The organism is Sphingomonas sp. Sphisp66 (assembly GCF_047324325.1).
GTDB lineage: Bacteria > Pseudomonadota > Alphaproteobacteria > Sphingomonadales > Sphingomonadaceae > Sphingomonas.
This window is the reverse complement of record NZ_CP168508.1, coordinates 1,349,681-1,365,746: the sequence shown is the minus strand read 5'-3', so window position 1 is coordinate 1,365,746 and position 16,066 is coordinate 1,349,681. Positions and strand designations below refer to the sequence as shown.

At 68.9% G+C, this 16,066-nt stretch carries 17 protein-coding genes; 11 read left to right on the top strand and 6 right to left on the bottom strand.

The features are described from left to right. Window positions 1-15 precede the first annotated feature (15 nt). The 3 genes from ACEN8G_RS06610 to ACEN8G_RS06600 form a co-directional block, all read right to left on the bottom strand. Window positions 16-399 carry a hypothetical protein gene (locus tag ACEN8G_RS06610; RefSeq protein WP_413415015.1) on the bottom strand — a complete coding sequence of 128 codons (384 nt, stop codon included), beginning with the start codon at window positions 397-399 and terminating at the stop codon, window positions 16-18. A 27-nt stretch (window positions 400-426) separates the two neighbouring features. Next, window positions 427-672, bottom strand: a complete 246-nt coding sequence (locus ACEN8G_RS06605; protein ID WP_413415014.1) for a hypothetical protein — start codon at window positions 670-672, stop codon at window positions 427-429. A 345-nt stretch (window positions 673-1,017) separates the two neighbouring features. Next, entirely contained in the window at window positions 1,018-2,196 is a 1,179-nt protein-coding gene (locus ACEN8G_RS06600; RefSeq protein WP_413415013.1) for a DUF1624 domain-containing protein, read from the bottom strand. A 52-nt stretch (window positions 2,197-2,248) separates the two neighbouring features. Between ACEN8G_RS06600 and ACEN8G_RS06595 the strand changes: the two genes are divergently transcribed. The 8 genes from ACEN8G_RS06595 to rnk all read left to right on the top strand — a co-directional run bounded on the left by ACEN8G_RS06595 (window position 2,249) and on the right by rnk (window position 10,615). Next, a complete protein-coding gene (locus ACEN8G_RS06595) occupies window positions 2,249-4,318 on the top strand; it encodes a TonB-dependent siderophore receptor (RefSeq protein WP_413415012.1) in 2,070 nt (689 codons plus the stop codon). Window positions 4,319-4,575: 257 nt separating this feature from the next. Then, window positions 4,576-4,809 carry a hypothetical protein gene (locus ACEN8G_RS06590; protein ID WP_413415011.1) on the top strand — a complete coding sequence of 78 codons (234 nt, stop codon included), beginning with the start codon at window positions 4,576-4,578 and terminating at the stop codon, window positions 4,807-4,809. Window positions 4,810-4,865: 56 nt separating this feature from the next. Then, window positions 4,866-6,020, top strand: a complete 1,155-nt coding sequence (locus ACEN8G_RS06585; RefSeq protein ID WP_413415010.1) for a radical SAM protein — start codon at window positions 4,866-4,868, stop codon at window positions 6,018-6,020. After that, window positions 6,013-6,204, top strand: coding sequence for a hypothetical protein (locus tag ACEN8G_RS06580; RefSeq protein WP_413415009.1), 192 nt, complete (start codon window positions 6,013-6,015; stop codon window positions 6,202-6,204). Before ACEN8G_RS06585 ends, ACEN8G_RS06580 begins: the two co-directional genes overlap by 8 nt. 31 nt (window positions 6,205-6,235) lie before the next feature. Next, entirely contained in the window at window positions 6,236-6,793 is a 558-nt protein-coding gene (locus ACEN8G_RS06575; RefSeq protein ID WP_413415008.1) for a helix-turn-helix domain-containing protein, read from the top strand. 44 nt (window positions 6,794-6,837) lie between these two features. After that, window positions 6,838-7,995, top strand: a complete 1,158-nt coding sequence (locus ACEN8G_RS06570) for a CynX/NimT family MFS transporter (protein ID WP_413415007.1) — start codon at window positions 6,838-6,840, stop codon at window positions 7,993-7,995. A gap of 90 nt (window positions 7,996-8,085) precedes the next feature. Further along, window positions 8,086-9,996: a beta-propeller domain-containing protein gene (locus ACEN8G_RS06565; RefSeq protein WP_413415006.1), complete on the top strand. Its 1,911-nt coding sequence runs from the start codon at window positions 8,086-8,088 to the stop codon at window positions 9,994-9,996. A gap of 229 nt (window positions 9,997-10,225) precedes the next feature. Further along, a complete protein-coding gene (rnk, locus tag ACEN8G_RS06560; protein WP_413415005.1) occupies window positions 10,226-10,615 on the top strand; it encodes a nucleoside diphosphate kinase regulator in 390 nt (129 codons plus the stop codon). Between the two features lie 208 nt (window positions 10,616-10,823). On the opposite strand, the gene ACEN8G_RS06555 is transcribed toward rnk, so the two are convergent. The 3 genes from ACEN8G_RS06555 to ACEN8G_RS06545 form a co-directional block, all read right to left on the bottom strand. After that, a complete protein-coding gene (locus ACEN8G_RS06555; RefSeq protein WP_413415004.1) occupies window positions 10,824-11,348 on the bottom strand; it encodes a hypothetical protein in 525 nt (174 codons plus the stop codon). A 65-nt stretch (window positions 11,349-11,413) separates the two neighbouring features. Further along, the gene (locus ACEN8G_RS06550; RefSeq protein WP_413415003.1) at window positions 11,414-12,601 is read right to left on the bottom strand and encodes a pyridoxal-dependent decarboxylase, exosortase A system-associated; all 1,188 of its coding nucleotides are present in this window, start codon (window positions 12,599-12,601) and stop codon (window positions 11,414-11,416) included. Between the two features lie 130 nt (window positions 12,602-12,731). After that, on the bottom strand, window positions 12,732-14,219 hold the full coding sequence (locus ACEN8G_RS06545) for an acyl-CoA ligase (AMP-forming), exosortase A system-associated (RefSeq protein ID WP_413419222.1): 1,488 nt from the start codon (window positions 14,217-14,219) through the stop codon (window positions 12,732-12,734). 72 nt (window positions 14,220-14,291) lie between these two features. Between ACEN8G_RS06545 and ACEN8G_RS06540 the strand changes: the two genes are divergently transcribed. From ACEN8G_RS06540 to ACEN8G_RS06530, 3 genes are read left to right on the top strand one after another with little or no spacing between them, the layout of a single operon-like run. Further along, window positions 14,292-14,564, top strand: coding sequence for an acyl carrier protein (locus tag ACEN8G_RS06540; RefSeq protein WP_413419220.1), 273 nt, complete (start codon window positions 14,292-14,294; stop codon window positions 14,562-14,564). Continuing rightward, complete coding sequence (locus tag ACEN8G_RS06535) at window positions 14,561-15,256, top strand: hypothetical protein (protein WP_413419218.1); 696 nt, start codon at window positions 14,561-14,563, stop codon at window positions 15,254-15,256. The genes ACEN8G_RS06540 and ACEN8G_RS06535 overlap by 4 nt, the downstream gene beginning before the upstream one ends. Continuing rightward, window positions 15,244-16,062, top strand: a complete 819-nt coding sequence (locus ACEN8G_RS06530; RefSeq protein WP_413419216.1) for a hydrolase 1, exosortase A system-associated — start codon at window positions 15,244-15,246, stop codon at window positions 16,060-16,062. Before ACEN8G_RS06535 ends, ACEN8G_RS06530 begins: the two co-directional genes overlap by 13 nt. Window positions 16,063-16,066 lie beyond the last annotated feature (4 nt).

The window sequence follows — 16,066 nt, the reverse complement described above, 5'->3', positions numbered from 1 at the left end:
ACGAAACGCGCGCGCTCACTTCTTGCCCGCGCAGGCGGCGCGCAGATAGTCGAAGACCTCCGCGAAGTTCGTCGCCTGATCCGCCAGGTCGACCTCGAAGCGCATCGCCTCGGATGGCTTGCCCGCCGTCAGGTCCACCTGATATTTCTGCGCCGTCACCGCCTTGATCGAGGTCCAGTCGAGGATCACGCTACCCTCCTCTTCAAGGATGAACTTGGTGCGGCACCGGCCGGCATTCTCCGCGCGCGCGATGGCGCGGGTAACGCCCTTGTATTTCAGCCCGACATCCTCGTCATATCTGTAGCCCTCGACATCGGCTTGCGTCGATTTGATCGCAGCTTCGCGCTGGTCCTGAAGCGGCAATTCCAGCAGAAGGGCGAAGGGCAGGATCAGTGGCAAGATTGTTCCCCCGGGCAGCATGGTTGGTCAGGCGCAGGACGCGGCCAGGCGTGGACGCGCCGACATGAGTTTCTTCCCGACGACTTCATAGGTGCCGTCATCGGCACTTCTGAGCACGAACAGGAAATCGCGATCTTCGCGCAGATAGCTGTGCTCGAAATAGCGGACCGGGATCACCGAAGCGCCCGATGCCCCGTGCACGCGCTTGCGGATCTTCAGCGTCGCTGAGGCCCAGCCGTGCCCAAGCAGGTCGTCGGCAATCGCGAAGTGCATGCCCCAGTCTAAGTCGAAAGGCGGATCATCGGCAATCCGCTCAATCTCCGCCGTTCGTCAGAGGCCTCTCAGCGCTCCGCTGAACTTGCCGCAGTCACATTCGTGCCAGGTGGTCGCATCCTGCTGTCGAAACCGGATGACGGATCCGCATTGGTCGCATGTTATTGACGCAACGTGATTGTTCGCAGCCCATGTATCGAGCGCAAGCAGGAAGCGCTCTAGATCCAGGTTGTGAACTCTCTGATTGGACACGCCCAAGGCTATCATTTGCCAAGTGGTGGCCAACGTCCGCCTTCCACCGAATATCAACCGTTCGACTGGCGCGCTTGCCGGGAAAATGCCACCCTAGAGATACCGCATCCACCACGCCCCGCTCGCCCGCTTCACCCCGCCGAACCACCGGCACGCGAACCAGCACGGCACCGCCACCGCCGCCGCGACCAGCCACAGGCTCGCCACGTTCGGCAGGGTCGCCAGCCCATCCACGCCCGTCGCCAGCGCCGCGATCCGGTTGATCGCATGGAGCAGGTAGAGATGGAGGATGTAGAAGAACAACGGCGCCGATCCGTACACCGCCAGCAGCGCGACCGGCCGCGCCGGCAGCTTCTCCAGCGCGGCCAGCAGCCAGGCGCCCACGCCCAGGGTCAGCAGCAGGAAGTCCGCCGAGGGCGGGTATTTGGTGACGTTCAGGAAGCCCATCACGCTGCGCAGCCCGTCGCTGCCCGCCTGCCACGCCGTCGGGTCGCCATAGCCGTTCGCGGCCCGCAGCACGACGAACCCGGCCAGCGCCACCGTCCCGGCCACCCCCAGCGCCCGCAGCCGCCACGCTGGCTCCGCCCCCTTCGCGAACCACGGCCCGATCGCATAGCCGAGCGCGATCACCCCGATCCACGGCAGCAGCGGATAGGACGTCCGCACATCTCCGCCCCAGGGCAGCGGCAGCAACGTCCGCTCGTGCAGCACCGCCCAGATCACCTGCCCCGACCCGCCGGGCGCGACATGCACGCCGTCCAGCAGATTATGCCCCAGCGTCAGCACCAGCCCCACCGTGACCAGCCCCCAGCGCGGCAGATGCACCAGCGCCGCGAGCGCCAGCATCGAAAGCCCGATCGCCCAGATCACCTGCAGGAAGAACCGGTCGGGCAGCAGCTCGAAGCTCCAGGCGAAGCTCACCACGGTCAGTTCCAGCACCACCAGGAACAGCCCGCGCTTCCACAGAAAGTCCGATGCAGCCCGAGCCCCGCCCCGGGGTGCCGCATAGAGCCACGCCCCCACCCCGGTCAGCAGCACGAAGATCGGCGCGCAGAGATGCGCCGACAGCCGGGTGAAGAACAGTTCCGGCACGGTCGCCTCCACGTCCATCGGGTCGCTGACCGGCACATGGCGGAAGAAGAACTCGCGCGCGTGATCGACCAGCATCAGCAGGATCACCAGCCCGCGCAGCGCATCGATCGAGACGATCCGCGGGGCACGCGCCGCACTGTGTGGAATTGTTTCGGCACCGGGGTTCGGGGTTGACAGCATCGGCTTCCTTTCGCCACACGAAATGTTACATCATATCACGAAAGGCAAGCCCTTGTTCCGACATTTCCCGGCGGCAGCCCTGCTTTCGCCGCTGCTGTTCTGCACCTTCCCCGCTTTTGCCGAGCCGGAAAAGGAGGAAGCCGCCGTCGAGGAAGGCCAGGAGATCGTCGTGCTCGGCACCCGCCGCACCGGTGCCGATCCCACCCTCTCCTCGGGCCCGGTCACCGAGCGCATGTCGCAGTCGAGCCGCTCGATCGAGCGCGACCTGCTCGTCGCGGCGGGCACCTATCGCCTGTCCGATGCGCTCGAGCTGGTCAGCGGCGTCAGCAACCAGAACAACCGTGGCGGCATGCTCGACAATTTCGCGATCCGCGGCTTCCTCGGCACGCCCGATGGCGGCGCCGAATATTATGTCGATGGCTTCCTCGCCAATCGCGGCATGGGCCCGCCCCGCGACCCGTCCACGGTCGAGCGGATCGAGCTGCTCAAGGGCCCGGCTGGCGCACTGTTCGGCGACATCGATCCAGGCGGCCGCGTCAACATCGTCAGCAAGACGCCCGGCTTCACATCGTCAGCCAGCGCCGTGCTCACCTATGGCTCGTTCAACACCCGCCGGGTCGAGCTCGATGCCAACCTGCCGATCTCGCGCAGCTTCGCCGCCCGTATCGTCGTCGCGGGCGAGGACAGTGACGGCTGGCGCGACCATGTCACGCTCAGCCGCCGCACCGTCGCCCCCTCGCTCACCTGGCGCCCCAGCGACAGTTTCCGCCTCACCTATGTCGGCGAGATCACCCGCTTCGACGCCCCCTTCGATCGCGGCATCCCCGCGCTGAACGGCGACGCCAACGCCCTGCCCCGCGCCAATTTCTATGGCGAGCCGAATGACGGCGTTACCCGCTTCCGCAACGAACGCCACCAGATCACCGCCCTCGCCGATCTCGGCGGCAGCTGGAGCCTCAATGCCGGCCTCGCCTGGCGCACCGGCTCGCTCAAGGGCTTCTCCTCCGACCAGTCCCGCCTCGTCGGCACCAGTCTGTGGCGCCAGCGCCGCTCGCGCGACTTCGTGGTGGACGATCTCTCCGCCCGTATCGAGCTCGCCGGTCGCATCGGCGCGCACCAGCTCAGCATCGGCGCCAAGGGCTATCTGCTCGACTATGCCGAGCGCTGGATGCGCCGCAATCCGAGCGCGAGCGCGCCCTATGCGATCGACATCTTCAACCCCGTCTATGGCGGCGCCCCGCCCGTGCTGCTCCCCTTCACCAACAATCACGAGAAGCGCTGGTCGGGCACGCTCTACGTCCAGGACATGTGGGAAGTCACCGATCGCCTGACCGTCACCGGCGGCGTCCGGCTCGACGCCTATCGCCAGCGCATCCACAACAACAACACGGGCGCCACCGGCCGCGCGGTCGACCAGCCCGCCAATTTCCGCCTCGGAGCCCGCTACCGGCTCGACGACAATTTCGCCCTCCACGCAAATTGGGGCGAGAGCCTCCTGCTGAACTCAGGGACGGATCGCTTCGGCCAGGGCTTCGCGCCCGAGCGCGGCAAGGGCTATGAGCTGGGTGTCACCGGCGCCTGGGCGGGCGTGGACGTCGCGCTCACCTGGTTCGACATCCGCAAGCAGGGCATCCTGACCAACGATCCCACCGACCCCAACTTCCTCGCCCCTGTCGGCAATCTCCGCAGCCGCGGCATCGAGGCGGACGCCTCGATCAGGCTCGCCCCGCACTGGCAGATCGTCGCCAACTACGCCTGGACCCACGCCCGCACCGACGATGCCAGCTTCGCCACCGATCGCGTCCTCGACGTGCCCGAGCATGCCGGTACGCTCTTCGTCCTTGGCCGCTTCCAGAATACCGAGGGCCGCGGCCCCTCGCTCAGCGCCGGAGCCAGCTACATGGGCGACCGGGCCGGCGCGATCGATGGCAGCGGGTTGGTCCTGCCAGCCTATGTGAAAGCCAAGGCATCGGTCGAATACGCCTTCTCGCGCCAGCTGACCCTGCGGCTGGAGGCCGATAATCTGTTCGACGCGCGTTACGCGCAGAGCTCGTACAGCCCGGTATGGATCTTCCCCGGCGCCCCGCGCACCCTCCGCGCCTCGCTGCGGATCGCGCTCTGATCCCTTCCCTGGGGCGCCCCGTGTGCCCCGGGATTATGCAGAGTGCCGCGCAAATATCTGCGGACGCACGAATTCCCCTCTCGGCGCCGAACAATGGTATTCTTTCAATTAATCCAATTAAAATCCGAAATGGATTTATAATCAATATTGGTGAAATGACTCGAAAATCCAAATAAACTTTGAGTCACTTTCAAAGAACTTGCGAATCCTGTACGTTTTCCCTGCGACTCGATGTCGCTTTATACGGGAGAAGGCTTATGGCAATTCCCAAGATACAGCGCGAAGCACTCACGCTGGAACGGCTCCATCTTCTGCTTGATCCGGGCCGGGTCTATTATCGTCCCGTCGTCTTCGACATTCTCGAAAGAGCCAACGTCGCGGAGCTGCAGGCGCTGATCACCGGCGCCAAGGAGCTGAAGGCGGAGTACAAGGATCTCGACGGCATCATCCACGCCGCCGAGGGCGTGCTGCGAAAGACAGCCGCCAAGTGACGGCCCTGCGGACAAGCGAAACCCTGCCTGTCCGCTATTCCGGGCTCGACGACATAATGCGGCGCGTGCCGGTCAGCGTGGTCTGGGAGATCACCCTGGCCTGCGATCTCGCCTGCCAGCACTGCGGGTCGCGGGCTGGCAGGCGACGCCGTGACGAACTCTCCACCGCCGAGGCGCTCGACCTGGTCGAGCAGATCGCCGAGCTCGGCGCGCGCAGCGTCGGGCTGATCGGCGGCGAGGCCTATCTGCGCAAGGACTGGCTCCAGATCATCGCCGCGATCCGTGCCGCCGGCATGGAGTGCGACCTGCAGACCGGCGGGCGCAACCTCAGCGAGGAGCGCGTCGCCCAGGCCGCAGCGGCGGGGCTCAACGCGGTGGGCATCTCGCTCGACGGGATCGGCGCCACCCATGATCGCCTGCGCGGCGTCATCGGCTCGTTCGAGATGGCGCTGGCGGCAATGCGCCATGTCCGCGCGCACGGGCTTGAGGTCGGGGTCAACACCCAGATCAACGCGCTCACCCTCACGCAGCTGCCCGAGCTGATGGACATCATCATCGATGCCGGCTGCCGCAACTGGCAGCTCGCCATCACCACTGCGATGGGCAATGCCGCCGATCACCCGGACATGCTGCTCCAGCCCTGGCAGATGCTCGAGGTGATGCCCCTCCTCGCCGATCTGGCGCGCAAGGGCCGCGAGCGCGGCCTCTTCCTCCAGCCGGCCAGCAATATCGGCTATTTCGGCCCGCACGAGAGCGCGCTGCGCAACGTGATGAACGAGGAGATCCATTTCCACGGCTGCAACGCCGGCGACACGGTGATGGGGATCGAGGCGGACGGCACGATCAAGTCCTGCCCCGGCCTGCCCAGCCCCTATGCCGGCGGCAATGTCCGCGAGCGCCGCCTGCGCGACATCTGGGAGAATGCCGAGCCGATGGCGTTCAACCGCCGCCGCACGCTCGACGATCTCTGGGGCTATTGCCGCGGCTGCTATTATGCCGAGACCTGCATGGCCGGCTGCACCTGGACCGCGCATGCGCTGATGGGCCGCGCCGGCAACAATCCGATGTGCCATCACCGCGCGCTCGACTTCCAGTCGCGCGGGCTGCGCGAGCGGCTGGTCAAGGTGAAGGAAGCCGAAGGGCGCTCCTTCGATCATGGCGAGTTCGAGATTGTCGTCGAGGCCTTTGCCCAGGCCCCGGTCGATGCCTGAGCCCGGCCGCATCCCGGTGCCGCTGCGCCTCTGCCGCGGCTGCCAGCATTTCGTCCGGATCGAGAACGAAGCCTGCGACTTTTGCGGCGGCGACCTGGCCGCGCTGGAAGCGGCGCACCAGCTCCGCAGCGCCGAGGTTCGGGACATGATCGCCAGGCTGCGCGCGGCGCTGACCGCGCATTGACCTGCCGGCCCGGCAGCCTATTTTCCCCGCCATGCTGCACGATCTCCCTTTGGGCAGGGCGCTGCGCCGCTTCCGTCTGCTGAACGGGATCAAGCAGGGCGACGTCGCCGGGCGCCTGGCGGTGACCCAGGCCAGCGTGTCGCGCTGGGAGAGCGGCGCGCACCTGCCCGATCCGGCGATGCGCGACCGCATCCTCGCGATGATCGCCGCCCATGCCGGCAACGATGCCGACGCTGCCCTCAAGCGCCTGATCGAGAGCTCGACCGCCCCGGTCCACCTGGTCTGCGACGCCACCCACCGCCTGCTCGCCGCCTCCCCCGCCCGCGTGGCGGGCTGGCCCGGCGGCGCCGAGGCGTTCCTCGACCGCTCGCTGTGGCGCTTCGCCAGCCCCGAGATCGTCGCCGCCGAGGAGGGGCTCGCCGATCGAGGCTGGTACGACCGCCCCTTCCAGCGGCTCGAGTTCCACACCGGCCATAACGGCAATGCCGTGATCGCGGTGCTGCCCAGCACGATGCGCTGGGAGACGGTGCCCCTCGCCGACGGCCGGATCGGCCGCATCACCACGACGATCGCCTCCGACCCCGTATAATCTATTCGTGGCCATCCACGCCCGCCGCCCCTAGCAGGGCCCGCATGCGCACGCCCTGGCCCCGAATCCTGACGCTCTGGCTGGTCGGCATCCTCGCCGCCGCGCAGCTCGCCAAGATCTCCGCCATCGCCCCGATCCTGCGCGAGAGCTTCCACCTCACCCTCCCCCAGATCGCCCTGCTGATCTCCTTGCTCGAGGTCGGCGGCGGGCTGTTCGGCTTCGTCGCCGGGCTCGGCCTCGCCCGCTTCGGCATGCGCGCCTTCCTGCTGGCCGGCGGCGCGACCCTGGCCGGCGCCAGCCTGGCCGAGGCGATCGCGCCCTCTCCGGCGATCCTCTTCGCCGCCCGCGCGGTCGAGGGCGTGGGCTATCTCCTGATGGTCATCGTCGCCCCCACCGCCATCGCCGCCCTCGCCACCGACCGTAGCCGCGGCCGCGCGCTCGCCTTGTGGAGCACCTTCGTCCCCGTCGGCCTCGCACTCGGCAGCGCCGTCACCGCCTCGCTGGTCACGCTGGCAGGACCGCGCGGGGTGATGCTGCTCTGGGCCGTCGCGCTCGCCGTCATCACCGCGCTGCTCACCCGCTTCCCGCTCCCCGGTGCCGGCGGCCAGCGCATCACCCTCCCCGCCCCCGCCGCCTGGGTCTCCACCCTCGCCTTCGGGCTCTACACCCTGTTCGTCTGCGCGCTGCTGATGCTGCTACCGAGCTTCCTGGTCGAGCGCAGCGGCGCCCCGATCGGGCAGGTAGGCCTGATCACCGCGCTCGCCTCGCTCGCCGCCCTGCCCGGCTCCGCCGCCGCGATGTGGCTGATGCGCGGCGGGCAGCTGAGCCGCCGCCGGATGATGCTCGTCTCCACCCTCGCCCTGCTCGCCACCCTTCCCCTGGTCTTCTGGCTTTACCGCCACGCCGCCGCGAGCCTGGTCGAGAGCGGCGCCCTCGCCATCGCCGCCACCCTGGTCAGCGGCCTCGTCCCGCCGCTGATGTTCGCCCGCCTCCCCGCCCAGGCCGGCGCGACCACGCCCGACGACCCTCGCATCGCCGCGGCCAACGGCCTGATCACCCAGTTCGGTGCGGGCGGCGCGCTGCTCGGCCCGCCGCTCGCCGGCATGGTCGTCGCCATATGGGGCTGGCCGGCGCTCGGCATCGCGCTGATCGCGCTGGTGCTGGCGATGCTCGCCTGCCTGCTGGTCGCCGAGCGGCTCTGAACCGCATCAAGGCGATTGCCCTCGCCACCCCGGCCGCTAAGCTGTTCGCGAACGATAGAGGGGGCAATGCGCATGTGGCGAACATCCTTGTTGGCGGCCCTGATCTGCGCGGGCGCCCTTCCGGCACCCCAGGCCCAGGCGCAGACCGCCGGGCTCCGCGCCTTCACCAGCGACCAGGAGCTCGCGACCTTCCTCAAGCGCCGCGCCCGCCAGCGCCCGACGCCGATGCCGGCCGACCTGCCGCCTCCCGCCCCCACGATGGTGATGGCCCCGTCGTCCGCACCAGGCGCCGCCAACGAGGCCGTGGTCGTCACCGGCACTCGCGCGACATCCCCGAGCATCACCAACACCCAGGAAGCCGATGTCGACGAGGGCGGCATCGTCAAGGTCCATGGCAACCATCTGGTCGTGCTGCGCCGCGGCCGGCTGTTCACCGTCCGGGTCGGCGACGGCGCGATGCGCGCGGTCGATCATGTCGACGCCTTCCCGCCGGGCACCGATGGCGACGCCTGGTATGACGAGATGCTCGTCTCCGGCGACCGGGTCATCGTGGTCGGCTACAGCTATGAACGCGGCGGCACCGAGATCAACCGCTTCCGTATCGATGCCGCCGGCCGGCTGCGCTACGAGGACAGCCACCACCTGCGCTCGAACGACTATTATTCCTCGAGCAACTATGCCTCGCGCCTCATCGGCAGCCAGCTGATCTTCTACACCCCGCTCGACCTTGATCCCTACACGCCGATCGTCGCGCAGCTGCCCGCGCTGCGCCGCTGGACCGGCAAGGACCTCGATCGCTATGCCGGCCTCGGCAAGGACGGCTTCCAGCGGATCACCCCGGCCACGCGCGTCTATGTGCCCGAGCCGATCCGCCGCAATTCCGAAGCCGACATCTCGACGCTCCACACCGTGACCGTCTGCGATCTCGCCGCGCCCCGGCTCTCCTGCCGCGCCACCGCCGTGCTCGGCTCGGATTCGAGCAACTTCTACGTGTCCGGCAACGCCGTCTATGTCTGGATCGGCGAGGCCCTGCCCGGCGGCAAGGGCCATGACCGGGCGATGCTCTATCGCATGCCGCTCGACGGTTCCCGTCCCGGCGCGCTCCAGGCCTGGGGCGGCCCGGTCGACCAGTTCTCCTTCCGCGAGGACCGCGCCGCCCGCGCGCTCGACGTGGTCGTCCGCGCAGAAAGCCGCGGAGACTGGATGTGGCGGCCCGAAGTCAGCTCCGGCGATGCCGCGCTGCTCCGCCTGCCGCTTTCGGCATTCGGCAACGGCGCCTATCTCGCGCCCGGCCGCGCCTATCGCCCGCTGCCGCTCGGCAACCAGCCGGACTGGTCGTTCCACAACCGCTTCATGGGCCGCCACCTCGTCTATTCGGCCGGCCGCTTCGCCGGCGAGCAGAATGAGGCAGCCGTCTTCGTCGTCCCGCTCGACGGCGGCCTGATCGGCCGTATCCGCGCACCCCACGGCGTCGACCGGATCGACATCATCGGCAACGACGCCGTCGTCATCGGCAACGACGCGAAGAACCGGCTCGGCTTCTCCTCGATCGAGCTGGCCGGCGGCCCGCCCCGCCTCGGCGACACCTCGTTCCTGCCCACCGCGCGCGAGGGCGAGCGGCGCAGCCAGGCCTTCTTCTACCGCCCGGACGCGAACAGCCCCGATGGATCGTCGGGCACGCTCGGCCTGCCGATCACCCGCGACCTCGGCAACAGTCCTGCGGCGCGCTTCCTCGGCAGCGGCTCGGCAGTCGCCTTCCTGCGCCGCGACGCCCGCCGCCTGGCCCCCGCCGGCGAGCTCGCCGCCAATGCCGAGACCGCGCGCGACGACGCCTGCAAGGCCTCCTGTGTCGACTGGTACGGCAATGCCCGGCCGATCTTCCTCGGCGACCGGGTGTTCGCGCTGATGGGCTATGAGCTGGTCGAGGGGAAGCTGAGCAACGGGCGCATCCGCGAATATGCCCGGCTCGACTTCGCCCCTACCGCCGCCACCCGGAAATAGGGGCCGGGCCCTCCCCAGCGCGGTTTGACAAGCCGCACCCCGGGTTCCATCCTCCCGGCATGACGTTTCGCGCACCCTCGCTGCGATACCGCGTCCATGCGGGACAGCTCCTGGCAGGCAGTTAGCCCCGGGTTCTCCTACGGCACGTCCCGGAGACCCGGGGCCAAGCAACGCGCCGTCGTTCGGCGCCCCGGCGGCACTGCGCCGCCTCTGCCTGGGAGATCCAAAGATGAGCAAGACCCGCAAGGCGGCCGGCCGGCCGCCGATCGACATGATCGATTCCGAAGCCGAGCAGCTCGCCGGCCTGGCGCTCAGCGTCGCCCGCCGCTTCCCCGCGGTCAGCGCGCTGCTGCTCCGCGAGACCGAACGCGCCCGGCTGCACAGCGCCACCAGCATCTCGCCCGACACGGTGACGATGGGCGCCACGGTGGAGTTCCTCGACGACAGCAACGGCACCCGCCGCACCGTCACCCTGGTCTACCCGTCCGAGGCGGATATCGCCCAAGGCCGCATCTCGATCCTAACCCCCGTCGGCGCCGCGCTGATCGGGCTCAAGACCGGCCAGTCGATCCTCTGGCCCGACCGCTTCCTGACGGTGCTGGGGGTGCGGCGGGCCTAGCGCCGGCCCCCTGCGACGCACCCGACGTCCTCGCACCGACGCATTCTTCCATCGTCACCCCGGCCTTGGGCGGGGGTCCACCGGGAAGCAAACGCTGGACAAGAGATCGTAGGGCATTGGATGCGGCGTGGTGGACCCCGGCACACGGCCGGGGTGACGGGTATGGAGCAACCTTCGTCAGGGGGATCAATCTTGCGGGCGGTCGCCCTCACGCTTCCGCTCTGTCCCGTTGAAGCGCGATCCGGCTGTTCCGCTCCGACAGCGCCTCCACCGCCTTCAACGCCGCCAGTTCCTCGTCACTGGGCCGACGCCATCCGATCGCCTCGAGTTCCGCCAGCACCTGTGCCGGCTCGGTTCGCAGCGGCCGGGGTGCGATGCTGTGCACAAAGGAAAGGTAATCCTCTCCACGCCCTCGCAGATGCGCGATCACCGCCCGGGCGGAATCCGAACTGCAGCGCAGCAGTATCTCGCCGCCCAGCGTGCAGAAATTGCCGATGGAGCTCGCCAGCATGTCGGCGAGCTGCTGCGCGAAATCATCGTCGCGCAGCAGGTCCATCATCCGCGCGCTGGCGCGAAGGTTCGCCTCGAGCAGCAGCACCGTGGGATTGTAGAGAAACTCGTCTTCCCGGTGCGACCATTCCGACTCGGACGCCTCGCGGCGCCTTCCGGCAAAGCCGAGCCCCGCCCCGACAATCGCACCCGCCAGAAAAGCCGCACCGCTACGCATCGCCATTCCGCCCTCACCAAACCATCCGGCGGCTCTAGCGGCGGGAAGTTAATTCCGCGGAACGGCAGCGGCTAGACCAGCAACTCCCCCGCCGCCGGATGCCCCAGGAACGCGCTCGGGCTCGCGGTCGCGCCATAAGCCCCGGACGCGAACACCGCGATCACGTCCCCCACCTCCGCACGCGGCAGCGCCACGCGGTCGGCGAGCCGGTCGAGCGGGGTGCACAGCGGCCCGACCACGGTCACCACTTCCTCCGCCGGGTCCTGCATCCGGTGCGCCACCGCCACCGGATAGTTGCGCCGCACCACCGTGCCGAAATTGCCCGTCGCCGCCAGGTGATGGTTCAGCCCGCCCTCGACGATCAGGAAGGTCTCGCCCTGGCTCTCCTTCCGGTCGACCACCCGGGCGAGATACACCCCCGCCTCGCCGACCAGCCAGCGGCCCAGCTCGATCGCATATTCGCTGTCCAGCCGCCCGACCGCGCCCGCCAGCGCCGCGCCGATCGCGCCGACGTCCACCGGCGTGTCGCCCGGGAAATAGGGGATGCCGAACCCGCCGCCCAGATTGACCAGCGGCGGCACCGCGCCGATCTCGTCCGCCAGCCGCGCGGCCAGCTCGATCGTTGCCGCCTGGGTCGCGATGATCGCCTCGGTGTCGAGCGACTGGGATCCGGCGAAGATGTGCAGCCCGCGCCACTCCGCGCCTTCGCCGCGCAGCAGCCGGACCAGCTCGGGCACATGCGCGCTTTCGATGCCGAAGGGAGACGCGCGCCCGCCCATCTTCATCCCCGATCCGCGCAGCTCGAAGTCCGGGTTCACCCGCACCGCCAGCCGCGGCGTCCTCTCCAGCGCCTGGCCGATCGCCAGCGCGCGCTGTCCCTCGGCGATCGATTCGAGGTTGATCGTCACGCCCTCGCGGATCGCCGCTTCCAGCTCGGCGTCGCGCTTGCCGGGCCCGGCGAAGCTGATCGCGGTCGCCGCCATGACGTCGAGCGCCCGTCCCATCTCGCCCGCCGAGGCGACGTCCATCCCGTCGACCAGCGGCGCGATCCGCTCGAGCAGCGGCGGGAACGGGTTGGCCTTGATCGCATAATGCACGCCTACCCTGCCGGGCAGCGCCGCGCGCAGCAGCGCGATCCGCGCCTCGACCACGGCGAAGTCATAGACATAGGCCGGGGTGCGGACGTCCAGCCACGGAAGTTGGCGCAGCTCCGCGAATTCCGGCGGGATCGGGCCAAAGGGTTTCGCGGTGATGGTCATTCAGCCCCCAATCGTCATCCCCATACCCCTTCGTCATCCCCGCGAAGGCGGGGATCCAGAGTCACGATGTACGTCGCTCTGCCACCCTGGATCCCCGCCTGCGCGGGGATGACGGTGTAGAAAGACAGCCTCACGCTAGGCTAGCCCGCAACGCCGTCCGGTCCAGCTTCCCGTTCGCGTTTCTGGGCAGTTCCGGACGCCAGTCATAGCGTGCCGGCTGCATGAAGCTCGGCAGGTCGCGCCGCAGCCGCTCGCGCAGCGCGGCCTCGCGGCTGCCGTCGCCGCGGGCGATGACCAGGATCGCCTGGCCCAGCCGCGCGTCCGCCACGCCGAACGCCGCCGCCTCGCCGGTCTCGCCGCCCGACAGCACCGCCTCCTCGATCTCGGTGGGGCTGATCCGGTTGCCGGCCGACTTGATCATCTCGTCGTCGCGCCCGACGAAGCGGAGCAGTCCGTCCTCGCCCAGCCGCACCGTGTCGCCCGACCATACGGCCATGCCGCCGCTCTTCGCGAAGGCCGGCGCCGGCCGGAAGCGCTGTGCCGTCCGCTCGGGGTCCTGCCAGTAACCTTGGGCGACCAGAGGGCCCGCATGGACCAGTTCGCCCTGAGAGGCCGGCGCCCCGTCCGGACCGACCACGACAATTTCCGCGAACGGAATGGCCGTTCCGATCGAATCGGGATGCGTGTCGACCAGCGTAGGATTCAGATAGGTCGATCGGAACGCCTCGGTCAGCCCGTACATCGGATAGAGGTCGGCCGCGGGGAAGCGCGCCCGCAGGTCGCGCACCATGCGCGGGGTAAGCGCTCCACCTGAATTGGTTAGGCGCTGGAGTTTAGACGCAGTCTCAACCGGCCACTCCGCCTCGAGCAGCTGTACCCAGAGCGGTGGGACCCCCGCCAGGCTGGTGATGTCGAACCGCTCGACCGCCTTGATGACGTCGCGCGCGGTCAGATAATCGAGGGGGACCACCCGGGCGCCGGCGGCCCAGGTCGAGAAGAGCTGGTTCTGTCCGTAATCGAAGCTGAGCGGCAGCACGCCGAGCACCCGATCCTCAGAATTGATCTCAAGATAATGCGCCACGCTGATGGCACCGAGCCATAAATTGGCATGGCTCAGCATCACCCCCTTGGGCCTGCCGGTCGATCCCGAGGTATAGAGGATCGCCGCCAGCGTATCGGTGCCAACATCCGAGGGTGGAAGTGTCCGCTCGGCGGTGAGCGCGTTTTCCTCGACCACCCGGCACTGGTCGCCAACATCGCCAACTTCGAGGGACTGAAGGCGTACGCTCTGCGACACCAGCGCCTTGGCCCCCGAGTCCGCCAGGATATGCGCCACCTGCGCCCGCTTGAGCACCGGGTTGACCGGCACATGCACCAGCCCCGCCCGCACCGCCGCCAGCGGCATCAGGCAGGCAGTCCGGGTCTTGGGCAGCCAGGTCGCCACCCGGTCGCCCGGCTCAAGGCCCAGCGCCCTGAGGGCATGGGCCATCTCGCCCACGGCCCGTTCCAGCTGGGCGTAAGTCATTGTCCCGGCTTTGTCTTCCAGCGCCACGGCGTCAGGCGCGCCGCGCAGGGTCAGGCTGTCCAGGGGCCGGGGAACGGGGTCGAGCGGTATCACGGCATTACCCTTATACTTGGCAGCGCCCGCGCCAAGTCTTACGGGAACGAAAAAACCGGCAGGGGAAATACATTGCAGCCCGATGGGTCGCTCCAAGTCGAAAACACCGTTCGCGCCGTATTGCGCGACGTGCTGGGCCTAAGTGCCGACAGAGTCGCGGAATTCCGCGAGGACACGCCGTTGTTCGGTGCCTTGCCCGAGCTCGATTCGCTCGCCGTGGCCGGCGTGCTCACCGAGCTCGAGGACCGGCTCGGCATCCTGATCGAGGACGACGAGGTCGATGGCGAGATGCTCGAGAGCTTCGGCGCCCTCACCCGCTTCGCCGCCGCCAAGGCGCTCGGGTGATCGACAGCTATGACTGGGCGGGCGGGCGCGAGGCGATGATGCGCTTCGGCCCCGATGCCGGCCCGGTCGTGGTCGCGGCGCTGCCGCTGTTCGAGGAAGCCAACCGCACCCGCAGCTTCGTGGTGACGATCCTGCGCCTCCTCGCCGCGCGCGGGATCGCCGGGGCGCTCCCCGATCTGCCCGGCCAGGGCGAGAGCCTGGTGCCCACGCACCGCACCTCGCTGCTCAAGCTGCAGGACGCCTTCAACTTCGCCTGCGACAGGTTCGATCGCGAAGACCGCCCCTGCTACGCCCTGGCGCTGCGCAGCGGCGCGCTGCTCGATGTGCTCGCCCCCGTCGCCGGCCGCTGGCACTTCGCACCCATGCCCGGCGAGAAGCTGCTGCGCGAGCTGAAGCGCACCGCGCTCGCCGCCGATCCCCAGCGCAAGGACCTGGATTCGCTGGTCTTCGGCGGCGAGGTGCCGATCGAGATCGCCGGCAATTTAGTCTCACCCGCGCTGCTCGGCGAGCTTGCCACCGCCCGCCCCGCGCCGAATGCGCGGATCGTCCGCCTCACCACCGACACCGCCGACGCCGCCCTCAAGGTGGAAGCCAGCCCGCTCTGGCGCCGCGCCGAGCCGGACAATGATCCGGCGCTCGCAACCCTGCTCGCCGACGACATCGCCGCCTGGATCCGCACATGCGCAAGCTGATCGAGTTTGGCTGCGGCGACGAGACTTTGGTCGGCACGCTTGACGATGCGGCCGGGACCACCGGGCTGCTGATCGTCTCGGGCGGCAACGAGATCCGCATCGGCGCGCATCGCGGCATGGCGCAACTCGCCGAGCGCGTAGCCCGCGCCGACCATCCGGTGCTGCGCTACGACCGCCGCGGCATCGGCGATTCGACCGGCGACAATGGCGGGTTCGAGAGCAGTGCGACCGACATCGCAGCGGCGGCGCAGGCCTTTCGCGAGACGGGGGTCGAGCGCATCATCGCCTATGGCAATTGCGACGCCGCCACCGCCCTTGCCTTCTTCCACGCCCAGGCCGGGATCGACGCGCTGATCCTCGCCAATCCCTGGACGGTCGAGACCGTGGACGAGATGCCCCCCGCCGCGGCGATCCGCTCCCACTATGCCGCCAAGCTGCGCGACCCGAAGGAGTGGCTGCGCGCCGCCCGCGGCGGCGTGAACATCGCCAAGCTCGCCAAGGGCTTGGCCAGGATCTCGAAGAACGCGCCGCAAGGCGACACCTCGCTCGCCGGCCGCCTCGCCGCCGCGCTGGGCGAGGTGCAGGTGCCGGCGACGATCCTGCTCGCCAAGGGTGACAACACCGCCATCGCCTTCGCCGATGCGTTCAAGGGACCGGCGTTCGACGCGGCACGTGCGAAGGCAAGTATCGACCAGCTCGACAGCGACAGCCACAGCTTCGCCACCGCCGCCGACAAGGACTGGCTGTTCGAGAAGGTGGTAGAACAGCTCGTCACCCCGGCGAAAGCCGGGGTCTCAGGCAACTAACGCC

Bases quoted from the DNA above. Each gene is read 5' to 3' on its own strand.
- ACEN8G_RS06575 (WP_413415008.1), top strand. From the start codon at position 6,236: ATGCTGCACGATCTCCCTTTGGGCAGGGCGCTGCGCCGCTTCCGTCTG.
- ACEN8G_RS06605 (WP_413415014.1), bottom strand. From the start codon at position 672: ATGCACTTCGCGATTGCCGACGACCTGCTTGGGCACGGCTGGGCCTCA.
- ACEN8G_RS06600 (WP_413415013.1), bottom strand. From the start codon at position 2,196: ATGCTGTCAACCCCGAACCCCGGTGCCGAAACAATTCCACACAGTGCG.
- ACEN8G_RS06580 (WP_413415009.1), top strand. From the start codon at position 6,013: ATGCCTGAGCCCGGCCGCATCCCGGTGCCGCTGCGCCTCTGCCGCGGC.
- ACEN8G_RS06530 (WP_413419216.1), top strand. From the start codon at position 15,244: ATGCGCAAGCTGATCGAGTTTGGCTGCGGCGACGAGACTTTGGTCGGC.
- rnk (WP_413415005.1), top strand. From the start codon at position 10,226: ATGAGCAAGACCCGCAAGGCGGCCGGCCGGCCGCCGATCGACATGATC.
- ACEN8G_RS06550 (WP_413415003.1), bottom strand. From the start codon at position 12,601: ATGACCATCACCGCGAAACCCTTTGGCCCGATCCCGCCGGAATTCGCG.
- ACEN8G_RS06590 (WP_413415011.1), top strand. From the start codon at position 4,576: ATGGCAATTCCCAAGATACAGCGCGAAGCACTCACGCTGGAACGGCTC.
- ACEN8G_RS06585 (WP_413415010.1), top strand. From the start codon at position 4,866: ATGCGGCGCGTGCCGGTCAGCGTGGTCTGGGAGATCACCCTGGCCTGC.
- ACEN8G_RS06570 (WP_413415007.1), top strand. From the start codon at position 6,838: ATGCGCACGCCCTGGCCCCGAATCCTGACGCTCTGGCTGGTCGGCATC.
- ACEN8G_RS06555 (WP_413415004.1), bottom strand. From the start codon at position 11,348: ATGGCGATGCGTAGCGGTGCGGCTTTTCTGGCGGGTGCGATTGTCGGG.